The sequence below is a fragment of the Bacillus sp. JK106 genome (genome assembly GCF_053663355.1).
Genome location: NZ_JBSJQC010000003.1, coordinates 215,941 through 239,084 on the forward strand (window position 1 = coordinate 215,941; position 23,144 = coordinate 239,084).

The following is a 23,144-nucleotide window of genomic DNA, read 5'->3' on the forward strand; positions in this document are numbered from 1 at the left end:
TCGTTCCTCCTCTTTACGCAACAAGCCTTGCATATTCTGCAAGGCTGTCATTTATGTGAGCTGATTCAATTGGCGGGAAAGCTTTTTAAATGTTTCTTTGTCGTGGCGGTCCAGCGCCTCGTCGATATCTTTAAGCAGCTTTTCCCGCTGGAAAGTGGAAATGGCATGTTCTAATATTTTTTCAGCCATCCCCTGATCCTGTTTATTTTCAAACAGGTCTTTCGGCAGATGCGGATTTGATTCAAGAACAGCGGCATATTCCGGTGAGCTGTAGGCCGAACGGAAATTCAGCTGGATAAATAAATCCTGCTGTTTATTTAACCGGATGTCGTGAAAAGATTTTTCCGCGTCCGTAGTCATGACATTTTCTTTGTAAAACCTAAACGGCACCTCATCAACGCAATGAGTAGACATGATAATGCCTCTCGGGCAAAATTCGGCTTGTTCTACAAAATGGACTTTTTCCATTAATGAATCATGACTCATTAAATAATTTAAAATCCAGACGCACTCCCGGCGTTTAAGCTGATAATGATTTAAAAACCAACGGATAAAATCCTTTTTTTCATTGACAGAAACAGGGGTCTGCATGTAATTCCCTCCTCTATCGATCGTATAATCTGACATCACTTATACATTCAGCAAGCATGGTCCAAAATCCTGCTTATCTTAAAAATTCATCCTCTATCCGTAAGATTGTTTCTTCAAGCTCTTCGTTTGTTCCATCCATTGAAAGCACTTGTTTTAAAAGCGGCAGCGCTTCTTTCTGGAGACCCTCTTCCAATAAGAAGTGAGCGTATTCATATAAGAAATCCCGATCATCCTGATAATGGAGATACGCAGCTTCGAAGCTTTTTTTCGCTTCAGCGTATTGCTCCAGGCCTGTATAGGCCCCCGCCAAATACCAATTGTATTTCGGATCTTCTTCTCCGTAGCCGCGGACTTCCTGAATCAGATCAATAATCTCTTCAAAGCTTTCTTCTTTATGATAGACGGCTAAAAGCGTATGGAGCGCTTCCACGTAACCCGGATCGAGCGCCAGCGCTTCCTGAAGAAGCTTTTTGCCTTCCTCTTCGCTGCCGAGCTTTAACGCCATTTTCGCCGCATAGAGAAAAAGCTCTTTATTGTATTCATCGTAAGTAATACCTTCTTTAGCGGTTTTTAATGCATCTTCATACATGCCTTCTGCCTCGTAGCTTTTTGCAAGCGGCATATAAAGCGATGAATAGGAAGGATCAAGCCCTTTTAAATCAGACAGCTGCTTGATGGCTGTTTTGACCATTCCCGCCTGATAGGCTGTGAACCCGTACCCGAAAATCGTATTCGGTTCTGTATGTTCTGCCGCCGCTTTTTCATACCATGAAATCGCTTCCTCAAATTCACCCGCCGCGCTCAATGACTCAGCCAGCCTCTGATGAACGTTTACGCCGCCGATTTCGTGCCGTTCTTTTGCCGTCTCTTCATAGTAAGGAACGGCTTTTGCATATGATCCCTGAGTGAAGTATAATTCCCCCAGAGCGAAATCAATAACAGGTTCATCTTGTAACATCGCTTTCGCCTGTAACAGCTTTTGCTCACTTACTTCAAATAAGCCCTGCATCTGATACAGATCAGCCATTAAAAGGAGGCTTTCCGCGTAAGACGGGTCTTCCGGAGAAATCGTCTCCAGCACCTCAAGAGCTTTTTCTTCTTCATCAATATCTATTAACAATTCGGCGTAAAAATTCGTCAGCTCAGACTCATCCGGATAGAGGTCATGCAGATCACTGATCAGCGCTAACGCTTTTTCGGCGTTTCCCCATTCATAGTAGAGCTGGGCTGCAATGGCTTTGTCTTCGTCATGAAGCTCTGTTTCAGCTTTTGAAAGCGCTTTGAGTCCCTTTTCGGTTTCACCTGCTTCAACTAATTTTATGGCTTCTTGAATCAATGTATTCAAATCAGACCGGTCCTTTCTTTTCCTATACCTCATCAACCAAATGAAAAGGGTTTTTATTCGGGTTATTCTTATCATAATTCAGACAGGGCCTGCCCGCAAATAAGATGCTTCACCCGGCATTATAGTTTATCAGAAAATGGTTAAGAGGAAAACGGCAAAAAAGGGGACGGCATCTTTATACGCAAACAGCGCAATTTGTTCCGGCTGTTTCTGTAACGAAAACGCATTCCCCCTTTCTTTTAGTTTTCTGTTTAAGACAAGCTATGTCAAAGCCCAAGATTTTATGACACATGAAGAAAAAAGCCCGAAGAATCGTCTTCAGGCTTTTTTGGCTAATTGATCTAAATGCTCAAAGAATGTCGGATATGAGACATGGATCGACTCTGTATCATGGATGTCGATCGGCTCTTCTGTCAGGCATGAAGCGATACCGAGCATCATGCCGATGCGGTGGTCGCCGTGGCTTGACACATCGGCTCCGCCCGCAAGCGTTTTTTTGCCGTGTATTTTCATGCCGTCTTCAGTCGGTTCAATGTCTGCGCCGATTTTCCGGAGCTCTGATACGACGGTGTCGATCCGGTTCGTTTCCTTCACCTTCAGCTCCGCAGCGTCTTTAATGACAGTTGTGCCTTCAGCCTGCGTTGCCAAAAGGGCGATAATCGGGATCTCGTCAATTAAACGGGGAATGATTTCTCCGCCGATTTCTGCCGCTTTCAGAGCTGAGGTTTCAATAACCAGGTCTCCGTAAGGCTCCGCACTGTCCGCTTCTGAAGGAATCACTTCAAGTGAAGCCCCCATTTGCTTTAAGACATCAATCATTCCCGTGCGTGTCGGGTTCAGGCCGACGTTTTTCAGCACAATCCGGCTTCCGGGAACGACAGCGCCTGCCGCGAGGAAAAAGGCCGCTGAAGAAATATCGCCGGGCACGAAAATATCGGCTCCCCGAAGCTTCTGACCGCCCGTTACGGAAGCGCTCGTCTCCGTTTCCGCAAGCTCGGCGCCAAAAGCGTTCAGCATCCGTTCCGTATGGTCTCTTGATTTATGAGGCTCAGTGACGGTCGTCGTCCCTTCAGCCTGCAATCCGGCAAGCAGCACGGCAGATTTGATCTGCGCGCTTGCAACAGGGGAGACGTAATCTATGCCTTTCAATTGTCCGCCTCTTACGGATAAAGGCGTAAACCCTCCGTCCGCTCTTCCGTCAATCGCGGCTCCCATCTGTTTTAAAGGCTCCGTCACCCTCTTCATCGGGCGCTTTGCAATGCTTTCGTCGCCCGCTACCGTACTGTGAAATGGGCGTCCGGCTAAAATGCCGAGCATCAGGCGGATGGTCGTGCCGGAATTTCCGACATCAAGAAGGCTGTCAGGCTCACAAAGTGCGTCAATGCCCTTTCCGTATATCGTTACATCACTTCCGTTTTGTTCAATGGAGACACCCATTTTTCTGAAGCAGGCAATGGTGCTCAGACAATCGGCTCCGGGCAAAAAGTTTTTTACCGTTGTCGTTCCTTCCGCAAGCGCTCCGAACATAACAGAACGGTGGGAGATGGATTTATCCCCCGGAATATGAATTTCACCGTTTAAAGACGTCACTTTTTCTCTTTTCAATGTTTTCCACCTCAGTCAGCGTAAAATGTGTCATATTTGGCGCGGGATTGAATGCAGGTTTCCGCACGCTTCCGGTCATCATCAGTCTGGAAACTGATTCTGAGAATTCCGTTAATATCTTCTCTTGTTTCGATAATGCGGATGTTGGTGATACTGATTTTTTCTTCTGCCAGTATCGCCGTAATTTCCGAAATGACCCCCGGATGATCGGGAACATCGACATAAAGGTCATAAAAGGACGGGATCGCTCCTTTTTGACGGAGCGGCAGGCCGTCGCGATAATCTTTCGCTTTTTTAAAATATCCGAACAGGCTGTCCGCATCTTCATTTTCTACATAAGATTCGATCGTGTCAATCTCCCGTTTCCATTCTTTGAAGCGGTCAAGCAGTTTATCTTTGTTATGAAGAAGTATGTCCCTCCACATCGCCGGACTGCTTGAGGCGATTCTGGTGATGTCCCGAAAACCGCCGGCTGCGAAACGCTTCAAAAACGGATAATTTTCTTCAGAATGATGAGCCTGATGGACGAGGCTTGCAGCAACGATATGAGGGAAATGGCTGATGACGCTCGTTACGCCGTCATGCTCCTCGGGAGTCATCTCCACAAAGTGGGCGTTTGCCGCTTTCAAAAGCTCCTTCAGATGCGTTACTGACTCTTTAGAAGTTGATTTTCCGGGTGTTAAAATGTAAAATGCATTTTCGAATAAAAATTCTTTCGCCGCAGCGGCCCCGGATTTATGAGACCCCGCCATCGGATGGCCGCCGACAAATTGATAATGAGCCGGAAGCACTTTGTCGGCGTAGCTGACGACTTTCTGTTTCGTGCTGCCCACATCCGTAATCAGGAGTTCATGGGTGATGTCTGATGCGGCCAGCATATCGAGCATTTTCAGCGTTTGGGCGACAGGCGTGGCGATAATGACAACAGACGCTTGCTGCGCCCCTTCCGTCAATGAGCCGGCCCGCTCGTCAATAATTCCGAGCTTCAGCGCGGCAGTGAGCTGTTCTTCCGAAATATCCACACCGATAATCCGTTTATGCGGATGCTCCTTTTTGATGGCCAATGCGATCGATCCGCCGATCAGCCCGATCCCCGCAAGCAATATAGTATCCTTCATTTCACTCATTTCCTTTTTCAACTATTTTAATAGAGCAAAGAGGTGATGCTTGATCACCTCTTATAATATTTCAGCTAAGATTGTGAGAATTTCCTCATTCTGCTCTTTCGTACCGACCGTAATCCTTAACGCTGTCGGAAATCCGAGCGCCTGTCCTGAACGGACGATATATCCTTTTTCCAACAGGGCTTGGAACAGTTCATCCGCCGGACGGTTAAAATCAATGAGCACAAAGTTGGTTTGTGAAGGATAACAAGTTAATCCGTGAGTTTCCGCAAAATCATAATACTGCTTAAGGCCCGCTTTATTTTTCTCGACGCATTCCTGAATAAATGTGTGGTCGTCAAGCGCTGCCAGTGCCGAAGCCTGACCGATTCTGCTCGTATTGAACGGCTCTCTCGCCGGTTCAATCTGGCGGATCAGCGCTTCGTCCGCAATGCCGTATCCGACACGCAGCGCGGCAAGTCCGTACGCTTTAGAGAAGGTGCGGAGGATCATGACATTCGGATATTGCTTTAAAAGCGGAATGCTTTCAGGGTAATCGTCCGCCGTAACATACTCGTAGTACGCTTCATCAAGTACAACGAGTATATGCTCGGGAACTCTGTTTAAAAAGGCAATTAACTCTTGCTCAGAAGTATATGTCCCCGTCGGATTATTGGGGTTGCATACCCATATGACTTTCGTCTCGCCGTCAATTGCTTCCAGCATCCGGTCTAAATCATGAGCGCCGTCACTGCGGAGCGGCACCTCGCGCACCTCAGCGCCTTCAATCACCGCATTGTGTCTGTATTGCGGGAAAGTCGGGGCGGCGGTAATCGTGTTTGCCTGATCATTTAATAAAGAACGGCAGATAATCTGCACTAGCTCATCAGAGCCGTTGCCGAAAATGATCGAAGATTCACTGACCTGCAGATGCTCACTGAGCCGCGTTCTCAAAGCGGCACTGTAACCGTCGGGATACAGCGCAAGCTGCTCAATCTCCTGATGCAGCGCATCTTTTGCGGCCTGTGAACAGCCGAACGGATTTTCGTTAGAAGCGAGTTTTACTACTTTTTCAAGCCCGTATTCCATTTTCACTTCTTCTATTGGTTTGCCCGGCTGATACGGTTTCAGCTGCCGCAGCTGTTCTTTAATCTGCAAATCCAGTCACCTCATTTTACACTGTACAGTCGTCCGAACGTCTTTGCGTATTCTTCAAATTCAAGAAGCGCATCAGCTCTTGTGCCGGGATTCACAAGCTTTGTTTTAAGCTCTTCAACTTTTTTGACAAGCGCGCTGCCGACAACGACACCGTCAGATATTTCATTCATCCCGTCAACCTGTTTGCGGTTTGAAATGCCAAAACCGACCGCCACCGGAACAGAGCTGAATTCTTTCACCTTACGGATGAAAGAGTATACAGAAGGATCGAATTCGCTGCGTACGCCCGTCACTCCTAAAGAGGATACACAATACACAAAGCCGCAGGCCTGTTCAGTAATTATTTTCAAACGGTCTTCACTTGTCGGCGCAACCAGTGAGATATAAGCGATGTTCTCCTTTTTGCATGTCATTTGCAAAAGGGCGCTTTCCTCTAATGGAAGGTCGGGTACAAGCAAGCCGTCTATGTCGTTTTCCCGCAGTAAAGCGAAAAAGTATTCTTTTTCTAATTGTAACACAGGATTATAATACGTAAAGAGGATAATTGGAATATGAACGCCGTTTTTTTTCATTTTGCCGCCAAGTTCAATGGCTTTTACGATATTCATTCCGTTTTCCAGAGCCCGTTTTGAAGCCCGTTGTATGACGGGTCCGTCCGCAAGCGGATCTGTGTAAGGAACGCCGATTTCAAGGGCAGAAGCGCCTGCATTCTGTAATGATATTGCCAGTTCAACAGAAATGTCAGGAAGCGGATCGCCCGCTGTGATAAAAGGGATAAACAATTTTTCAGAATCTCGCAGATTAAACATGTGTCTCCACCCCGTTTTCCAAAACATTCATCAGCGTATGAACGTCTTTATCTCCTCTTCCCGACAAACTGACGAGAATGATTTTGTCTTTATCCATGTCCTTTGCCATTTCGAACGCTTTTGCCAGGGCGTGGGCAGATTCAATAGCCGGAAGAATACCTTCTGTTTCAGAAAGCAGACGTAACGCGGCAATCGCTTCATCGTCTGTCACGCTTTCGTACGTTACACGGCCGCTTTTGTGCAGATAGGCGTGCTCAGGGCCGATCCCCGGGTAATCAAGGCCTGCTGAAATGGAATACGGTTCGATAATCTGCCCGTATTTATCTTGTATTAAATAGGTCATTGATCCGTGAATCACCCCGAGCGTCCCTTTTGCGATCGTTGCCGCATGCAGCGGCGTATCAATTCCTTTTCCGGCCGCCTCGGCGCCGATCAGCTCAATGTCTTCGTCTAAAAAGGCCTGAAATATGCCCATCGCATTGCTTCCGCCGCCGACACATGCAACAACCTTATCCGGGAGCGTTCCTTCAACTCGGCGGAGCTGTTCTTTCGCTTCCTCGCCGATGATTTTCTGAAATTCGCGAACGATATACGGATACGGGTGCGGACCCACTACAGAACCGATAAGATAGAAATGATCTTCACAATGCTGGACCCAATACCTGATTGCCTCATTCGTCGCATCTTTCAGCGTGCCGTTGCCGCTTGTGACCGGCACCACTTCCGCGCCGAGCAGTTTCATCCGGAATACGTTCAGCGACTGGCGCGCAACGTCTTCTTCACCCATAAAAACCGTACATTTAAAACCGAATTTTGCGGCGGCTGTCGCGGCAGCCACACCGTGCTGTCCCGCACCGGTTTCGGCGATGATTTTCGTTTTGCCCATCTTTTTAGCAAGCAGAATCTGGCCTAACGCGTTGTTAATTTTATGAGAGCCGGTATGGTTTAAATCTTCTCTTTTCAGATAGATTTTCGCCCCTCCCAAATACTCTGACACCCTGTCTGCGAACGTTAATGCAGTCGGTCTTCCGGAGTAATCAAACAATAGTTTTTTATATTCGGCATGAAAAACGGGATCATTCTTTAATTCTGTGAAAGCCGTTTCGATTTCCTCAAGGGGCCGCATCAATGTTTCAGGGACAAATTTGCCGCCGAATTCGCCGTATCTTCCGTTTTCATTTGGATATGGATACATAGTGGTTCATCCTTTCTTCTAAAAGCCGGATCAGTGTTTGATCCTTGTGTCCGTTTTTTTCAATTCCGCTGGCAAGATCTATACCGCACGGACGCGATCTCAGTAAGCCGGTAATCGTTTCAGGATTAACACCGCCCGCAATAAAACAGCGCTTGCTTGCATTTTGAGCCTGCTTTCGGTACAAGGGGACACGGGCCCATGAAAACGCGATTCCCGTCCCGCCTCTCATTCCTGTCACTGAAGAATCAATGACATAGCCGTCGACAGCAGGTGTAAATTGAGCCATCTGACGGAGCGTCCCTTCCCCGTGATGGAGCGCTTTCCATATTTCCGAGCGCACAAGCGGACGGAGACGGAGGGCATCCTCAGGCGATTCATCACCGTGAAGCTGGATGACGTCAAGTGCCAGATCAGAGGCGATTTGCCCGATGTTTTCTATCGTTTCATTTACAAATACTCCGACATGTTTCTTGTCTGTCCGGACCTGCTCTTTCCATTTCCGGACCTCATCCGGCGTTACTCTCCGTTTGCTTGGGGCAAAAATAAATCCCAGATAATCCGCTTCTGAAGCTGCCGCAAGTTCATAATCACGCTTCGATCGTATTCCGCAGTACTTTAACTCAGGCTTTTTCATATCGTCACTCCCCGAACAGTCCGCGGATCGCCTTTTGCTGTGAATCCTCTCTCATTAAGGATTCTCCGACCAATACAGCCTGCGCCCCGTGCTTGTTGACGAATTGCAGGTCAGCCAAAGAACCGATGCCGCTTTCACTGACCAGCAGGCAGCCGTCCGGTACAAGCTGCGCTATTTTTTCCGTTTGCGTAACAGAAGTACGGAACGTTTTTAAGTCCCGGTTGTTTATACCGAGAATGTCCGGCTGAAACACTTGTAAAATCCGTTCAAGCACAGTTTCACCATGGACTTCAACGAGAACGTCCATGCCCTTCTCGCGGGCTTCCAGATAAAGCTCATAAAGCTCTGAAGGTTCCAGCGCTTCCCCGATCAGCAAAATGGCATCGGCGCCGATCCTGAACGATTCCTCCACCTGAAGGGAATCAATAATAAAATCTTTTCTCAGCACGGGGAGAGACACGGTTTGTTTCACATCTGTCAGAAATTGATTTCTCCCCTGAAAAAAACGGGTATCCGTGAGAACCGAAAGGGCGTCGGCTTTAGCCGCTTCATAATCCGCCGCAATCGTTTCCGGAACAAAATGCTCTTTAATCAATCCTTTAGACGGCGAAGCTTTTTTCACTTCGGCAATCAGCCCGATAAAACGGTTCGGGTTCAGGAGCGCTTCTTTAAAGGATCTCCGTTCAATTTGACAGGTTTCCGGCAGCAAGATGGATTTGATTTCTTCTTTTTTCTGCTGAATGATTTGGTCAAGCATACATTTCTTCCTCTTTCTGTTTCAGACGTTCGAGCTGCTTTTTGGCATCTCCGTTTTGAATCGCTTCTAAGGCTGTTTTCGTTCCTTCTTTCAGATCGTTTGCAAGACCTGCCGTATAAATGGCCGCGCCCGCATTTAAGGCGGTAATATGCAGAGCGGATAACGGAGCTTTATTTGCAAAAATATTCTGAATGAGGAGCGCGCTTTCTTCCGATGAATTCACTTGAATATCCTTCAATGAACCTTCTGCAAAACCGAATTGTTCAGGTGAAACGGAATATTCCAGACGTTCACCGTTTTTCAGTTCAATGATATCGGTCGGTGCTGTGATGGACAGTTCATCTAATCCGTCACGCGCCGACACAAGCATGACGTGTCTGACATCAAATTGTTCCAAAGCGCTTGCCATCAGGCGCGCTTTATCAAATGAATAGACGCCGATCACCTGCCGCTTCACCTGCAGCGGGTTGCTGAGCGGGCCCAGCAGATTAAATACGGTTCGGAAGCCAAGCTCTTTTCTTGCGGCGGCGACGTGCTTCATTGACGAATGAAACAGCGGCGCAAACAAAAACCCCAATTGTTTCATTTCAATGCTGCGTTTGACGCTTTCTGGAGTGGCTTGAATGGAAACCCCCAGCTTTTCCAGCACATCCGCGCTGCCGCTTTTAGACGAAACGGAGCGATTTCCGTGCTTGGCAACTTTAGCTCCGGCGGCAGAAGCTGTAATCGCCGCTGCCGTGGATATGTTAAACGTAGAAATCCCGTCTCCGCCTGTTCCGCACGTATCAACGACATCCGCCAAGCCACCCGCCGTCTGTGCCCGCGCCCGCATCACTTTTACAAATCCGGCAAGCTCCTCCGCCGTTTCACCCCGGTGGGCTAATACTGATAAAATCCCGCCGATCTCAGACTGCGACATGTCCCCGTTCATCATCATCTCCATCAGCTTTTCGGCTTCTCCGGTTTTCAGCGTGCGGCCACTAACGCACGATTGCAGAAATTTGTTCATCCGTCTTCTCCTCCCCGCCAGAAAAGATGTCTTCTGCGATTTGAATCGTTTTTAGAAGCGCCCCCGCTTTGTTGCAGCTCTCTTCATATTCGGCTTCCGGGACGGAATCGGCGACTATTCCAGCGCCTGCCTGCACCGACGCCGTACCGTTTTTGACACTCATGGTGCGGATGGTGATACACGAATCAATTGACCCGTCAAATCCGATATAAGCGATACATCCGCCGTAGGTTTCTCTGGAAGTCGGTTCTAATTCATTTAAAAGCTGCATCGCGCGGATTTTCGGAGCGCCCGAGAGTGTTCCTGCCGGGAATGCCGACATCAGCGCATCAACCGGATGGACGCCCTGTTTTAAACGGCCGGTTACAACAGAGATGATGTGCATCACATGTGAAAAAGAAACGACCTTTGTGAATTCCGGAACGGCTACGGAACCGTACTCCGCAACTCTGCCGATGTCATTGCGCGCAAGATCGACGAGCATATAATGTTCAGCTTTCTCTTTTTCGTCATTCATCAGCTCTTTTTTCAGGCGTTCGTCCTCTTCTTTTCCGGCGCCCCTTCTTCTCGTTCCGGCAATCGGATGAATTTCCAAGTGCCTGTCATGCACGCGGATCAGACGTTCAGGCGAACTCCCGACAATGTCTCTGTCAGGCAGTTTGATATAGTACATATAAGGTGAAGGATTGATGATGCGGAGCACCCTGTACAGCTCAAATGAATGTCTGGATACCGGAATGTCAAACTTTTGCGAAAGCACCCCTTGAAAAATGTCTCCGGCTTTTATATATTCTTTCAGTTTATCGACGCCGGCCATAAACTCTTCTTTCGTATAATTGGATGTCACATCGGCAAAACTTGGCGTTTCAAATGTTTCTTTAGAAAAAAACGGCTCTTTCATATCTTTCGGTTCTGTCAAAATACCGATAAGCTTACGAAGCTCCGCGCAATTTTCTTTAAAAACGGCCCGCTTTTCTTCCTCCGTCTCCCAGCCGTTAAGCGCCGCATATTGAATGAAATGCACTTGTTTCGTTTCGTGATCGTACGCGATGATTTTCCGGCAGACAAACAGCATGCATTTTTCGAAATCTGTTTCTTTCGCGTGGCTCGGCACGGAAGGCTCAATCAAAGGAATCATGTCATAGCTTAGATAACCGACGGCCCCTCCCGAAAACGGGATATCAAGCTCGGGTGTTTTAATGCGGAAGCTTTCATTCATCCAATCAAGCACGGCTTTTAATTCTCCGGCTTCAAACAGCGTATGCCCGTTTGGATCAGCGGCAGTGAATGTGTGATGACTCTCCTTAATCGTGATAAAAGGATCAAGGCCGATAAAAGAGTATCTCGACCAGCTTGACGACTCATCCTTGCTTTCTAAAAGATACGTAATGTTTCTGTCCAGTTTTTCAACCATCTGAATGGGTGTGATCGTGTCGACCGTAAAAGTCTCTGCGATTGGAATGGTGCGGTGTGTCAGACTGTCCTTTAAAAATAAAGAAACATCCGATTGTAAATTCATGATTCTCCTCCTTACGGTAAGGAGAATGAGATGAAGAGTGAGAGGAGTCTTGCGTATAAGAAATAAACCCAAAAGAAAGGCTTCTTTTGGGCAGAATAAAAACGTGTTTATCTCAGCTCAGCTAAACTCATTCTCTGCTACCCTATTCTAAACTCAACTGTTCAATATCTTACTTACCAGCTCTATACACACTCTTGTGTATTTCTAAGCTTTGTTTATCGTATTACATGTCAGTATTTTTTGTCAATGATAAATCCGGCCTTAACACAACGGCTTTTTCTAAATAGACATGCTTGATTTCATCCTGAGGCATATCCGTCTGAACCGTCATCAGGACACGGATACACTTTTGCAGAGCGCCGGTGACATCCATTTCCTGCATGCACGTCACCGGGACGTACTGCCACCCGGAAAGGCGGCGGACCGCTTTTGCCGGAAATACGGAATGGATATCAGGCGTGGCGGATAACAGGATCTGCACAACGTCTTCCGGCTTGCATCCATTTTGTTCAATGATTTTTTCAAGCAGCTGCTGTGTTTTTTCTAAAATTTCTTGTTCGGTGTCTTGTTCCACCGTTGTTGCTCCGCGAATGCCGCGTATCATCATGCTGTTTCCTCCATTCGCCATTTGTTCAGCAAATTTTCGAGCTCATCTTTTGAAAGCATGCAGTCCCGTGCTTCGCCTAATTCCTTTAACACGATGAACTGTGTCATGCCTCCGCGTGTTTTTTTATCATTCATCATCCGGGCGGAGAGAACCGTCGTTTCAATATCTTGTCTGATGCTTCCCGGGTAGCCGAGCCCAATCAGCCATTGTGTGAGTTCTTTCCTGTTCATCTTGCAACCCGCAACCTGTTCACTCACGTAAAGGGCAAACTGCATGCCGAGGGCGACCGCATCTCCATGTGTAATCCGGCCGTAGCCGTATTCCGCCTCAACGGCATGGCCGAGCGTATGGCCGAAATTCAGAAAAGCTCTTATCCCCTCTTCCTTTTCGTCCTCACGCACGACGGCCGATTTGATTGAAATTCCTTTATAAATCATTTCATTCAGCTCAGCGCTTGTCAGTCCTTGCAACGTGTCAAACGTGAGAAGCTTTTCTAAAAAAGCATGATCGGCGATAAACGCGTGTTTGATCACTTCAGCCATGCCCGATCTCAGCTCTTGTTCCGGCAGGGTTTTCAGAAGCTCCGTATCGTAAATCACCGCTTTCGGCTGATAAAACGCGCCGATTAAGTTCTTTCCGAGTTTATGGTTGACGGCCACCTTGCCGCCGACCGCACTGTCATGGGCAAGCAGTGTCGTCGGCATTTGAATGAAATCAATTCCTCGCATAAATGTTGCTGCGCAAAAGCCGGTCAAATCACCCGTCACGCCGCCTCCGAAGGCGATCATACATGAGGAGCGGTCCATATGGAAAGCGATCGCTTCCGTTTGAATCCGTTCATACTCTTTTAGAGACTTCGCTTCTTCTCCGCTTGGAACGATTACTTTTTTCACGGGCCATGTTTCGCTTAAAAGCCGGAACATCTCATCGCCGTAAAGCCGGTCAACTTCAGCATCGATGACGAGAAGGATCTTTGTCAGCGGCCTGTTCAGTGAAGACAAAAGGGAAGCGGCCTGTTTCCTTATGCCTTCACCGATATACACGGGATATGCGGAGGAAGCTGTCCGAACCTCAAGCTCTTTCATCAGAATTCCCTCGATAGTTTTTTCATGTTTTCAACATTTTCTTTAATACGGTCGATCTGGTCAAGCCCGAATTGTTCTACGACGGCATTTGCGATTTCCCAGGCCACTGCAGCTTCAGCCACTACGCTTGCTGCCGGAACCGCGCAGCTGTCTGAACGTTCAATGCTCGCTGTAAACGGTTCTTTCGTTTCAATGTCGACGCTTTTCAGCGGCTTATACAAAGTAGGGATCGGTTTCATAACGCCGCGGACGACAATCGGCATTCCCGTCGTCATACCGCCTTCTAATCCTCCGAGCCTGTTTGTGGCGCGTGTATAGCCTTTCTCTTCATCCCATACGATTTCATCATGAACTTCACTGCCGTTTTTGCCGGCCGCTTCAAAACCGATGCCGAACTCTACGCCTTTAAACGCGTTAATCGACAGAACGGCAGCAGCGAGCTTGCTGTCCAGCTTACGGTCATAGTGGACATAGCTTCCGACACCGACCGGCATACCTTCGACGATCACTTCAACGATTCCGCCGATCGAGTCACCGTTTGCCTTCGCTTCATCAATGGCTGCCATCATTTGACGGCCTGCTTCTTCATCGTAGCATCTGACCGGTGATTCTTCCGTTACCCGTTTGAGATCCTCAATGGATGTGTAATCGGTTTTCTCTGCTTTTACGCTGCCGATTTGCAGGACATGTCCGGCGACTTTAATGCCAAGCTCCGCTAAAATCTTTTTAGCGACGGCTCCGGCCGCCACGCGAACCGTTGTCTCACGCGCGGAAGATCGTTCTAACACATTTCTCATATCGCGGTGATTATACTTAATAGCCCCGTTCAAATCTGCGTGTCCCGGTCTCGGTCTTGAAATCTGGCGTTTCATTTCACTTTCTTCTTCTTCTGTAATCGGTGCGGCGCCCATGATTTTTGTCCAGTGAGTCCAATCTTTATTTTCTACAACGAGCGCGATGGGTGAACCGAGTGTCCGAGCATGCCGCACGCCGCTTGTGATCTTCGCTCTGTCCGTTTCAATCTGCATGCGGCGTCCGCGGCCGTGCCCTTTTTGACGTCTGGCAAGCTCAAAATTAATATCTTCTTCAGTTATATAAAGCCCCGCAGGCACACCTTCTATAATTGTCGTCAGCTGCGGACCGTGTGATTCTCCGGCTGTTAAGTATCTCATTTCTTTCTTCTCCCTTCATCGCATTAACGCTTTTAAGTAAAACTATACCACAAGTTTTCATTAAATGTCTTCTATCTTTTTTGATAAAAAAATGTATCAGTGCTCTCAAGGCCGAATTTTTCCGGGCTGAAAATCTGCTCTGTGCTTCCGACAAACAGAATTCCGTTCTTTTTCAGGCTGCCCGCCATTTTCACATACAGCTCTTCTTTTGCTTTTTCAGTAAAATAAATAAAGACGTTGCGGCAGACGATCAGATCAAAATCCTGTTCATAGCTGTCGGCGAGCAGGTTGTGCCGCTTAAACCGGATGTTTTTTTGAATCTCTTGTTTTACTTGATAACTGTTGTCAGCCTGCTTGGTGAAATAACGGCTTTTCACGGAAGCCGGCACCTCTTGCAGCGAGCGTTCCTGATAGATGCCCCGCTTGGCTTTGCCAAGCGCCTTTTCATCAATATCTGTCGCCAATATATCAAATCCGGCCAAACCCGCCTGCTGACTGAGAATCATGGCCAAGGTATAGGGTTCCTCCCCCGTTGAACAGGCCGCACTCCATATTTTTAACGGTTTGTTATGCTTTATTAACGGAAGAATTGAGGTTTCAAGAACTTCCCACCGTTTATAATTTCGGTAAAATTCAGAAACATTGATCGTCATCCTGTCCAATGTTTCATTTAATAAAAGCTTGTCTTTCTCCAAAGCGGCGGCAAATTCCTGAAAATCTTTGAATCCCTTTTTTTCATAAAGGGACGTCAGCCGCCTGTTCATTTGTGCTTCTTTGTATAAAGATAAATCAACGCCGGTTATTTGTTTCCACTTGGTGATAAAAATTTCGTAAGGCTCCATTGCTTCTCTCCCAATCTCGCTGTCTTTTGTCCTAGTATAGCCTGTTTTCTTTCTAATTTGTACGATTTCAATAAAAAAATCAGCCCGCAGGCTGATTTGTGAGAAATGAAAAGACAGGGCAGCGCAGCCTCTGTCTTTTTTAAAATATGTAAACCTTTTCATAACAAGAGAAAAAGAAAGGCTGACGGCTTAGTACACCCAGTCGGCCATTAATTTTTGATACGGTACAAGCTCTTCCTGTTTGAAGAAAATGTCAATTTCCCGTTCAGCGCTTTCTAAGGAGTCTGAACCGTGAATGATATTTTTGCCGACAAACATGCCGTAGTCACCGCGGATCGTGCCCGGCAGTGCATCTTTCGGGTTCGTTTTTCCGATCAGCTGTCTTGTGATCTCTACTACATTTTCCCCTTCCCATACCATTGCAAATACGGGTCCTGATGTAATGAATTCCACAAGCTCGCCGAAAAACGGCTTCCCTTTATGTTCAGCATAATGGTTTTCAGCCATCTGTTCTGAAACTTGCATTAGCTTGGCTCCTGCCAATTGTAAGCCCTTACGCTCAAATCTGGATAAAATCTCTCCGATCAGCTGGCGCTGTACGCCGTCCGGTTTTACCATGATAAAAGTTTTTTCCATAAGATTCTCCACCCCATCATTATGTATAGGCTTTCAAGTTGCACACCGAAATCGTAACATCTTTCTGACAATTAATCAATCCAGGGCGGAGAATGTTCACATCTTGTTCGTAAAAGGAATTTAAAATTTCCGTTTGCCGATATATTTGGCGATGGCGGCCAATGATGAGCGCGCCCGTCCTCTCGGCAGTGTATTCAGTTTCTCAAACGCTTTTTTTAAGTACCTGTCACTGACGGCCATTGATTTTTCAATCGCGTCTGTGCGTTTAATATTTTCAATAATGGGGGCGAGCTGCTCCTGTGTTGTTTCACTGTTAATTAATTTCAGCTGATTTTTCAATTCAGGCTGACGGAGCGCGTACAAAACGGGCAGAGTGACATTTCCTTGCAGCAGATCCCCTCCGACCGGTTTTCCCAGTTCCTCTTCCGTTGAAGTGAAATCAAGAATGTCGTCAATAATCTGATAGGACATGCCCACGTAATAGCCGAACCAATATAATGCTTTGTGAATCTTCTCATCAGCTCCCGAAGCGATGGCGCCGAGCTGACAGCTGACGGCAATGAGAAGAGCCGTTTTCCGTTTGATGCGGCGCAAATAGGTTCTGAGGTTTTGTTCCATATTGTATTTATCTCTGATCTGTTCAATTTCTCCGAGGCATACTTCTACGATGGTTTTGGACAGGATCCGGTGGGCTTTCGGCTCATCCAATCTCGTCATCATCTCAAGTGAGCCCGCAAGCATATAATCACCGGTATACATGGCGATACGGTTGTCCCACTTGGCTTTGATGGTCGGCTTTCCCCTCCGCAGCTCGGCGTCATCAATGACGTCGTCATGAACGAGGGACGCCATATGAATCATTTCCAGCGTCACCGCAACATATTTTATTTTATTAATGTCATAGTCGCCGAACATGCCGGAAAGCAATACGAAAACAGGGCGGATCCGCTTGCCTCCCGCCTGGAGCAGATGGAGCCCGGCTTCACTCAGCAAGGGATAGTCTGACCGCACCGTTTGCTCAAGCTCCCTTTCGATCACATCAATATCGTCATTTAAAAAAGAATAGGCCATTTTAAATTTCATATCATTCACCCAAACATCTGTATATTCATCATTTCCAACCGATATGCGTAGCGGCCACTCCGCCGGTAAACGAATGGTATTTGACATTCGTCAGGCCCGCTTCTTCAAACAGACGCGCAAGTTCTTTCATACCGGGAAATTCTCTTGCCGATTCTTGAAGCCAAGAATATTCTTTATAGCTCTTCGCAAACATTTTTCCGAAGAAAGGCATGATGTATTTAAAATAAAGAAAATATGCCTGTCTGAACCCGAACATTTCCGGCTGGGATGTTTCCAGACATACGACCTGCCCGCCCGGTTTGACGACCCGCCGCATTTCTTTCAGCACGGTCAGATAGTCGGGAACGTTCCGCAGCCCGAAGCCGATGGTGACAAAATCAAAAGAATCATCAGCGAAAGGAAGCTCCATCGCATTTCCGTGCAAAAGCTCAATTTGGCTGTAACCGCCCTCTTTCACTTTTTTCTCGCCGATGCTCAGCATATTTTTGCTGAAATCCAGTCCTTTGATTTCGCCGCTTTTTCCGGCTGCTTCTGCGAGGGCAATCGTCCAGTCAGCCGTTCCGCAGCAGACATCAAGCGCTTTTGCGCCTTCTTTTACATTCATGATCTGCATCGTTTTATCGCGCCATTTTTTATGCTGCTGAAAACTGATAACAGAGTTCATTTGGTCATAATTTTTATAGATTTTTTCAAACACGCCGTGTACGCGCTGTTCTTTTGACTCCTGCATGTTGATTACCCTTCTTCCACTTTCTGATGATATGTTTTGTTCTGGCTGATCGCCTTAAGCCGGTTCAGCATGAGGTTTTGGATTGGTGAATTGAGCGGCAGCAGCGTTTCAATGCTTTGCTTTGCCTTTCGGAAGCTATCTTCCATTATGTCAGCCTTTGATTTCCCTGACTTTACAATATTGCCGATGACATCGAGAAATATAGCATTGCCGTTCATCAGCCGCTTATATACAAAAAAATCACTCGCCAGCTCTTTCCAGCGCGGAAGATTAAAGTGGTCTGACACTCTGTGAAACAGGGCCGCTTCCACAATCGCCATGCTTTCGATCAATTGATTCAAGTCATTGACAGACCGATCGTACAGACGGATTTTATGCTCATTGATTTCTTTAATTGCCGTAGCGAGCGTCCGAATCATATAGATATCCTTCATTTCAGATAAAAGCGAATAATACAGTCCGCTGAAATAGTCGCCGGCAAGCACGGTGAGCTGCCGGTTTTTATTTTCGTCTCGCTTTAACGCTCTGGCTGTTGTCACTTCATCGTGGGTATCAAGGGCGCTTTGGACAAGCATCGCAGTTACTATGTAATTTTCTCTGTCGTTGTTCTTAATGTCCGCCTCTTCAAACAAAGCGTGAAAAAGAAGAAGCTTATCCTCATCGATTTTAGGCGCGGAAATATGTTTCGCTAAATAAGGATGAGACAGCTTTTGTTTTAATTTCGTATTTAGATTCGCTAAAGTTCCGTAGATGTCTTGCAAAAATATCACCCTTGTCCCCAAATTCACATTTATTCTAATATGTATGAGATTTACTCGTCATTATTATACGCAGGTATCATTATAGCATAAAAAAAAGAAATTGGCTGTATTCTCCCGCCGTTTGCGGGCATTTGGCAAAAGCGGGAAACAGCCGGCTTATTTTTTTTCGCTGTTCATTTCTCCGTAAGCGGTCTGGATGAGGGCGTTGCCTCTCACTTTGATGGCAGAGGTATGCTCAGTAAACTGAGCGATAATCACTTCGCCTTTGTCCAGTTTTTCGGAATGGTGAAATTTCGTATCCGTTCCTCTCGTTAAACCGATGACGTTCACGCCGTCCTCGACCGCTTTAATGACGACAAAATCACTTGAATGCTTTGAATTCATATCTGCACCCTCTATCATTATTAATCCGCACGTTTAATATGTTCTAACACTTCGGAACGCGCCGCTGCGTCATCTTTAAAAATACCTCTTACAGCGGAAGTCACTGTTTTTGCGCCCGGCTTTCTTACGCCCCTCATCGTCATGCACATATGCTCAGCTTCGACGACAACCATGACGCCGTGGGGATCTAAGGTCTCTACGATGCTTTCTGCAATCGTTGAAGTAATGCGCTCCTGCAGCTGCGGGCGTTTTGAGACGGCTTCCACCGCCCGTGCCAATTTACTCAGGCCCGTCACTTTGCCGCCGCGCGGAATGTAGGCAATATGCGCTTTTCCGTAAAAAGGAACAAGGTGATGTTCACACATGGAATGAAACGCGATATCTTTTACAAGAACAAGCTCCTCATGGTCTTCTCCGAAAACGGTTTTAAAGTGTTCTTTCGGGTCTTCATTTAATCCCGAGAATACTTCCGCGTACATTTTTGCCACGCGTTTCGGCGTATCTAAAAGCCCTTCCCGGTTCGGATCTTCTCCAATCGCCTCTAAAATCTGGCGAACCGCCTGTTCAATCTGTTCTTTATTAACTTCTTTCATTGTCTGTGTCCTCCACCATTGAATACATTTAATTTCGATTCTAGCACATTTGCCGCGCCAAAAGCAAAACGAAAGTCCTGCCCGGTGACCGGGGCTGCTTAAATATGAAAAGCCCCTTTATCAAGGGGCTTTTCTGTGAAGAAACAAAGTGTATGTATCAGATGCATACACGATCTATATTCACAATTATTTTCCTGCAACAGCGTCTTTAAGAGCTTTACCTGGTTTGAAAGCAGGTACTTTGCTTGCAGGGATTTCGATTTCTTCACCTGTTTGCGGGTTACGTCCTTTACGTGCAGAACGCTCGCGCACCTCAAAGTTACCGAAACCGATCAGTTGGATTTTATCACCGTTTTTAAGTGCATCTAAAATCGTATCAAAAACAGAATCAACTGCTTTTGTAGCGTCTTTTTTAGACAATTCGCTTGCTTCAGCAACCGCATTGATTAGTTCTGTCTTGTTCATGCCTTTCACCTCCTCCCAAAAGGGTATCAAATCAGCAGTTTATTATCATTTCTTCACAGTTCAGCCTGATTCTAAACCTGTCTGATAAAAAATCAAAGCAGGGAAGAACAGACAAGTAAACGGCTTTTCATAAGAAAACAGACACTTTGAGGAATGTTTGTCCAACAAAGTGAAGATTTTCTGTATGTAGAGTAACACATATAAAAAGCCATATCAAGCATTTTAAAGCCTCAATCCCTTGCTCGTCAAGGTTTTCACGTGTTTCACCGAACAAATATTCCTTTTTTTGCTTTTTTCCTCCTAATCCTTGATTGATTTCCAGTATCTAAAAAGAATAAAAAAAGACCCCCCGTTTCAGGAAGAGGTCCTTCAGCTTACAAAATAATGGCGATCAGGCCGCCTGAGCCTTCGTTAATAATTCTCTCAAGCGTTTCTTTTAGTTTGTATCTCGCATTTTCCGGCATGAGTGACAGTTTTGCGGAGATTCCTTCTCTTACGATAGAGCTCAATGATCTGCCGAAAATATCGGAATTCCAGATAGAAAGCGGATCATCTTCAAAGTCCTGCATTAAGTAGCGGACAAGCTCTTCACTTTGTTTTTCTGTCCCGATGATCGGTGCGAATTCACTTTCCACATCCACTTTGATCATATGAATGGACGGAGCGACCGCTTTCAGCCTTACTCCGAACCTTGATCCCTGCCTGATGATTTCCGGTTCATCCAGGCTCATATCGGTTAAGGCCGGGGCGGCAATGCCGTAGCCGGTCTGTTTCACCATTTTCAGCGCATCTGATACCTGATCATATTCTTTTTTCGCGTGGGCGAAGTCCTGCATTAATTCAAGCAGGTGGTCTTTCCCGCGGATTTCAACGCCGACCACTTCTTTTAAAATCTGGTCATATAAATGATCCGGCGCATACAAATCAATTTCTGCGACACCCTGGCCAAGTTCGATTCCGGCCAATCCGGCGCTTTCAATAAATTCAAATTCACTGAAGTGGCCGACAACCCGGTCGACATCGCGCAGGCGTTTAATATCTTTTACGGTTTCTTTCACTGATTCCTGATAGCTCTCTCTGAGCCAATGATTTTCTTTCAGCACCATGACCCAGCTCGGAAGGTTGACATTGACTTCCAGCACAGGGAACTCGTAAAGCGCTTCTCTGAGGACGCTTAACACATCTGTTTCCCGCATGCTTTCAACACTCATGGCGAGGACAGGAATATCATATTTCGCGCTTAATTCAGCTCTGAGCGCTTCTGTTTCCGGGTGGTATGGTTTTACCGAGTTGATGACCATAATAAACGGTTTGCCGACTTCCTTCAGCTCGTCGATGACTCTTTCTTCCGCTTCCACGTAATCGCCCCGCGCAATATCGCCGATGGAGCCGTCTGTCGTAATGACGACCCCGATTGTGGAGTGTTCCTGGATGACTTTTCTCGTACCGATTTCCGCAGCCTCATGAAAGGGAATCGGTTCTTCGTACCAAGGTGTATTGATCATTCTCGGACCGTTTTCATCCTCATATCCCTTCGCCCCGGGAACCGTATATCCTACACAATCCACAAGACGGATGTTGACATCAAGCCCTTCCGCGACATGAACGGACATGGCTTGATTCGGGACAAATTTTGGTTCTGTGGTCATTATCGTTTTTCCTGCTGCGCTTTGCGGAAGCTCATCCTGCGCCCGCGCTCGGTCGGCCTCATTGCTGATATTCGGGAGCACCACAAGCTCCATAAATTTTTTAATGAATGTAGATTTCCCTGTACGGACAGCGCCAACGACTCCTAAGTATATATCGCCTCCTGTTCGTTCAGCGATATCCTTGAAAATATCGACCTTTTCCAAGTGATCCCCTCCCGGACTTCCTATCCTTATCATTTTTCATTCACCATTCTCCAATCAAATACAGGACACTATATGTGTATGACGTTGTCCTATTTCAATATGACATCTTTAGAAAATTTTCAGGCAGTCTTTTCTATCAAAATCAAAAAAACCTTTCTCCCTATTTGTATGCGCGGGAAAAAGGTTCATTCCTGTTTCGTTTGACTTTCTAAAAAAACGGGTTCCTGTTTTTCATTTACGGTGTATGTGACTGAAAAGGCCGGGACGAAAGGAGTCTCTTTCCATAAAATATCCTGAATTTCCGCGCCCGGTTTGATTTTCTTTTTGTTTTCCTTCAGGCAGCGGGCGAGATCGACGCGATAGTCGGCATAGATTTCTCCGTCAGCGCCGATTAAAAGCGGCAGAGACGTGCCTGAAACCGGACTTTTGACCGAAGGAGAGTCTTTCATGCCGAGCTTTTTTTTATTTAGAGTGAACAGGCCTTTTGAGACGGCGTCCTCATAGGGAGGATATGTATGCTTTTCCTGATACATTTTGACACGCAGCTTCATGTCGCGGATTGCTTCCGCCATTTGGAGATCGACCAGCTTGACGGTCGGCTTATTTTCCACATCGACAAGCACGTATTGGTACATTCCTCCGCTTTCATAAGCTGAGGCCGGCGGCTCCTCTATGTATCTGGGCGCGAGCCGCTTAAAATCTATCGGATATTTTTGATAGAGCGGTGTTTTCATATCTTTTGTCTGAATCGGCAGAAGTCCGCCGTTCGCCTTTTTAAATTCATCCACTGCCGCTTGCACCTGCTGAAGCTGATGTTTGTAAGATACTTTATTTTCAGTTTTTTTTGCTTCAGGGTACAGACAGCCCGACAGCAGAAGCACCGCCATTGCCGTTATGACGGCCATTTTTAACTTATGCATTCCGCGCCCCCTTTTGGCTTTATTCATTGACAGGCCCGCTGAAAACGACCATTAACACGATCAATCCCGAGATGACCATGCAGGCATAAGCGAGTGAAGAAACCGCTGCTTTTATCAGTTTGTTTTTCACTTTGTACCTGCTGACATAAATAGAGGCGACCGCAACAAACATTAATCCCATAGCACCAAGCGCAAACCACATTTTCATCAATGCCACACTCACGTTCGTGCCCCCCGTCCCATCATTGTAAGCGTTATATTTCATTTTAATATACAAATGTTGAAAAG

General features: G+C 46.7%; 25 protein-coding genes. All 25 read right to left on the minus strand.

Annotation, left to right across the window (positions count from 1 at the left end):
• Positions 1-51: 51 nt before the first annotated feature.
• The 25 genes from ACWJJS_RS11570 to ACWJJS_RS11690 all read right to left on the minus strand — a co-directional run bounded on the left by ACWJJS_RS11570 (position 52) and on the right by ACWJJS_RS11690 (position 23,079).
• Positions 52-591 (minus strand): ReoY family proteolytic degradation factor, encoded by a 540-nt coding sequence (locus ACWJJS_RS11570; RefSeq protein ID WP_454023589.1) that lies wholly within the window; start codon positions 589-591, stop codon positions 52-54.
• Between the two features lie 73 nt (positions 592-664).
• The gene (locus ACWJJS_RS11575) at positions 665-1,936 is read right to left on the minus strand and encodes a tetratricopeptide repeat protein (RefSeq protein WP_017418032.1); all 1,272 of its coding nucleotides are present in this window, start codon (positions 1,934-1,936) and stop codon (positions 665-667) included.
• A gap of 318 nt (positions 1,937-2,254) precedes the next feature.
• A complete protein-coding gene (aroA, locus tag ACWJJS_RS11580; RefSeq protein ID WP_454023590.1) occupies positions 2,255-3,541 on the minus strand; it encodes a 3-phosphoshikimate 1-carboxyvinyltransferase in 1,287 nt (428 codons plus the stop codon).
• An 11-nt stretch (positions 3,542-3,552) separates the two neighbouring features.
• Positions 3,553-4,668 (minus strand): prephenate dehydrogenase, encoded by a 1,116-nt coding sequence (locus ACWJJS_RS11585; RefSeq protein WP_024085534.1) that lies wholly within the window; start codon positions 4,666-4,668, stop codon positions 3,553-3,555.
• A gap of 51 nt (positions 4,669-4,719) precedes the next feature.
• The gene (hisC, locus tag ACWJJS_RS11590) at positions 4,720-5,802 is read right to left on the minus strand and encodes a histidinol-phosphate transaminase (protein WP_003153476.1); all 1,083 of its coding nucleotides are present in this window, start codon (positions 5,800-5,802) and stop codon (positions 4,720-4,722) included.
• An 11-nt stretch (positions 5,803-5,813) separates the two neighbouring features.
• Positions 5,814-6,611, minus strand: a complete 798-nt coding sequence (trpA, locus tag ACWJJS_RS11595; protein ID WP_007612229.1) for a tryptophan synthase subunit alpha — start codon at positions 6,609-6,611, stop codon at positions 5,814-5,816.
• The gene (trpB, locus tag ACWJJS_RS11600; protein WP_454023591.1) at positions 6,604-7,806 is read right to left on the minus strand and encodes a tryptophan synthase subunit beta; all 1,203 of its coding nucleotides are present in this window, start codon (positions 7,804-7,806) and stop codon (positions 6,604-6,606) included. The genes trpA and trpB overlap by 8 nt, the downstream gene beginning before the upstream one ends.
• Positions 7,787-8,440, minus strand: coding sequence for a phosphoribosylanthranilate isomerase (locus tag ACWJJS_RS11605; protein WP_454023592.1), 654 nt, complete (start codon positions 8,438-8,440; stop codon positions 7,787-7,789). The genes trpB and ACWJJS_RS11605 overlap by 20 nt, the downstream gene beginning before the upstream one ends.
• A gap of 4 nt (positions 8,441-8,444) precedes the next feature.
• Positions 8,445-9,197 carry an indole-3-glycerol phosphate synthase TrpC gene (gene trpC, locus ACWJJS_RS11610; protein ID WP_172614785.1) on the minus strand — a complete coding sequence of 251 codons (753 nt, stop codon included), beginning with the start codon at positions 9,195-9,197 and terminating at the stop codon, positions 8,445-8,447.
• Entirely contained in the window at positions 9,190-10,206 is a 1,017-nt protein-coding gene (gene trpD, locus ACWJJS_RS11615; protein WP_191073187.1) for an anthranilate phosphoribosyltransferase, read from the minus strand. The genes trpC and trpD overlap by 8 nt, the downstream gene beginning before the upstream one ends.
• Complete coding sequence (gene trpE, locus ACWJJS_RS11620) at positions 10,178-11,725, minus strand: anthranilate synthase component I (RefSeq protein ID WP_454023593.1); 1,548 nt, start codon at positions 11,723-11,725, stop codon at positions 10,178-10,180. Before trpE ends, trpD begins: the two co-directional genes overlap by 29 nt.
• A 223-nt stretch (positions 11,726-11,948) precedes the next feature.
• Positions 11,949-12,332, minus strand: a complete 384-nt coding sequence (gene aroH / locus ACWJJS_RS11625; RefSeq protein ID WP_070082038.1) for a chorismate mutase — start codon at positions 12,330-12,332, stop codon at positions 11,949-11,951.
• A complete protein-coding gene (gene aroB, locus ACWJJS_RS11630; RefSeq protein WP_369614691.1) occupies positions 12,329-13,417 on the minus strand; it encodes a 3-dehydroquinate synthase in 1,089 nt (362 codons plus the stop codon). The genes aroH and aroB overlap by 4 nt, the downstream gene beginning before the upstream one ends.
• A complete protein-coding gene (gene aroC / locus ACWJJS_RS11635; protein WP_003153459.1) occupies positions 13,417-14,589 on the minus strand; it encodes a chorismate synthase in 1,173 nt (390 codons plus the stop codon). The genes aroB and aroC overlap by 1 nt, the downstream gene beginning before the upstream one ends.
• A 71-nt stretch (positions 14,590-14,660) precedes the next feature.
• Entirely contained in the window at positions 14,661-15,431 is a 771-nt protein-coding gene (locus ACWJJS_RS11640) for a protein-glutamate O-methyltransferase (protein WP_454023594.1), read from the minus strand.
• 189 nt (positions 15,432-15,620) lie between these two features.
• Positions 15,621-16,067, minus strand: a complete 447-nt coding sequence (gene ndk / locus ACWJJS_RS11645; protein ID WP_003153455.1) for a nucleoside-diphosphate kinase — start codon at positions 16,065-16,067, stop codon at positions 15,621-15,623.
• A gap of 120 nt (positions 16,068-16,187) precedes the next feature.
• The gene (hepT, locus tag ACWJJS_RS11650) at positions 16,188-17,150 is read right to left on the minus strand and encodes a heptaprenyl diphosphate synthase component II (RefSeq protein ID WP_003153454.1); all 963 of its coding nucleotides are present in this window, start codon (positions 17,148-17,150) and stop codon (positions 16,188-16,190) included.
• 28 nt (positions 17,151-17,178) lie between these two features.
• Positions 17,179-17,880 carry a demethylmenaquinone methyltransferase gene (gene menG, locus ACWJJS_RS11655; RefSeq protein WP_003153453.1) on the minus strand — a complete coding sequence of 234 codons (702 nt, stop codon included), beginning with the start codon at positions 17,878-17,880 and terminating at the stop codon, positions 17,179-17,181.
• Positions 17,881-17,885: 5 nt separating this feature from the next.
• Complete coding sequence (gene hepS / locus ACWJJS_RS11660; RefSeq protein WP_191073191.1) at positions 17,886-18,641, minus strand: heptaprenyl diphosphate synthase component 1; 756 nt, start codon at positions 18,639-18,641, stop codon at positions 17,886-17,888.
• A gap of 156 nt (positions 18,642-18,797) precedes the next feature.
• Complete coding sequence (mtrB, locus tag ACWJJS_RS11665) at positions 18,798-19,025, minus strand: trp RNA-binding attenuation protein MtrB (RefSeq protein WP_003153449.1); 228 nt, start codon at positions 19,023-19,025, stop codon at positions 18,798-18,800.
• A 20-nt stretch (positions 19,026-19,045) separates the two neighbouring features.
• A complete protein-coding gene (folE, locus tag ACWJJS_RS11670) occupies positions 19,046-19,618 on the minus strand; it encodes a GTP cyclohydrolase I FolE (RefSeq protein ID WP_369614689.1) in 573 nt (190 codons plus the stop codon).
• 186 nt (positions 19,619-19,804) lie between these two features.
• A complete protein-coding gene (gene hbs / locus ACWJJS_RS11675) occupies positions 19,805-20,083 on the minus strand; it encodes a non-specific DNA-binding protein Hbs (protein WP_003153447.1) in 279 nt (92 codons plus the stop codon).
• A 374-nt stretch (positions 20,084-20,457) separates the two neighbouring features.
• On the minus strand, positions 20,458-21,936 hold the full coding sequence (gene spoIVA, locus ACWJJS_RS11680) for a stage IV sporulation protein A (protein ID WP_003153438.1): 1,479 nt from the start codon (positions 21,934-21,936) through the stop codon (positions 20,458-20,460).
• A gap of 185 nt (positions 21,937-22,121) precedes the next feature.
• Positions 22,122-22,856: a hypothetical protein gene (locus tag ACWJJS_RS11685; protein WP_003153436.1), complete on the minus strand. Its 735-nt coding sequence runs from the start codon at positions 22,854-22,856 to the stop codon at positions 22,122-22,124.
• 19 nt (positions 22,857-22,875) lie between these two features.
• Complete coding sequence (locus ACWJJS_RS11690) at positions 22,876-23,079, minus strand: DUF2768 domain-containing protein (RefSeq protein ID WP_003153435.1); 204 nt, start codon at positions 23,077-23,079, stop codon at positions 22,876-22,878.
• Between the last annotated feature and the right edge of the window lie 65 nt (positions 23,080-23,144).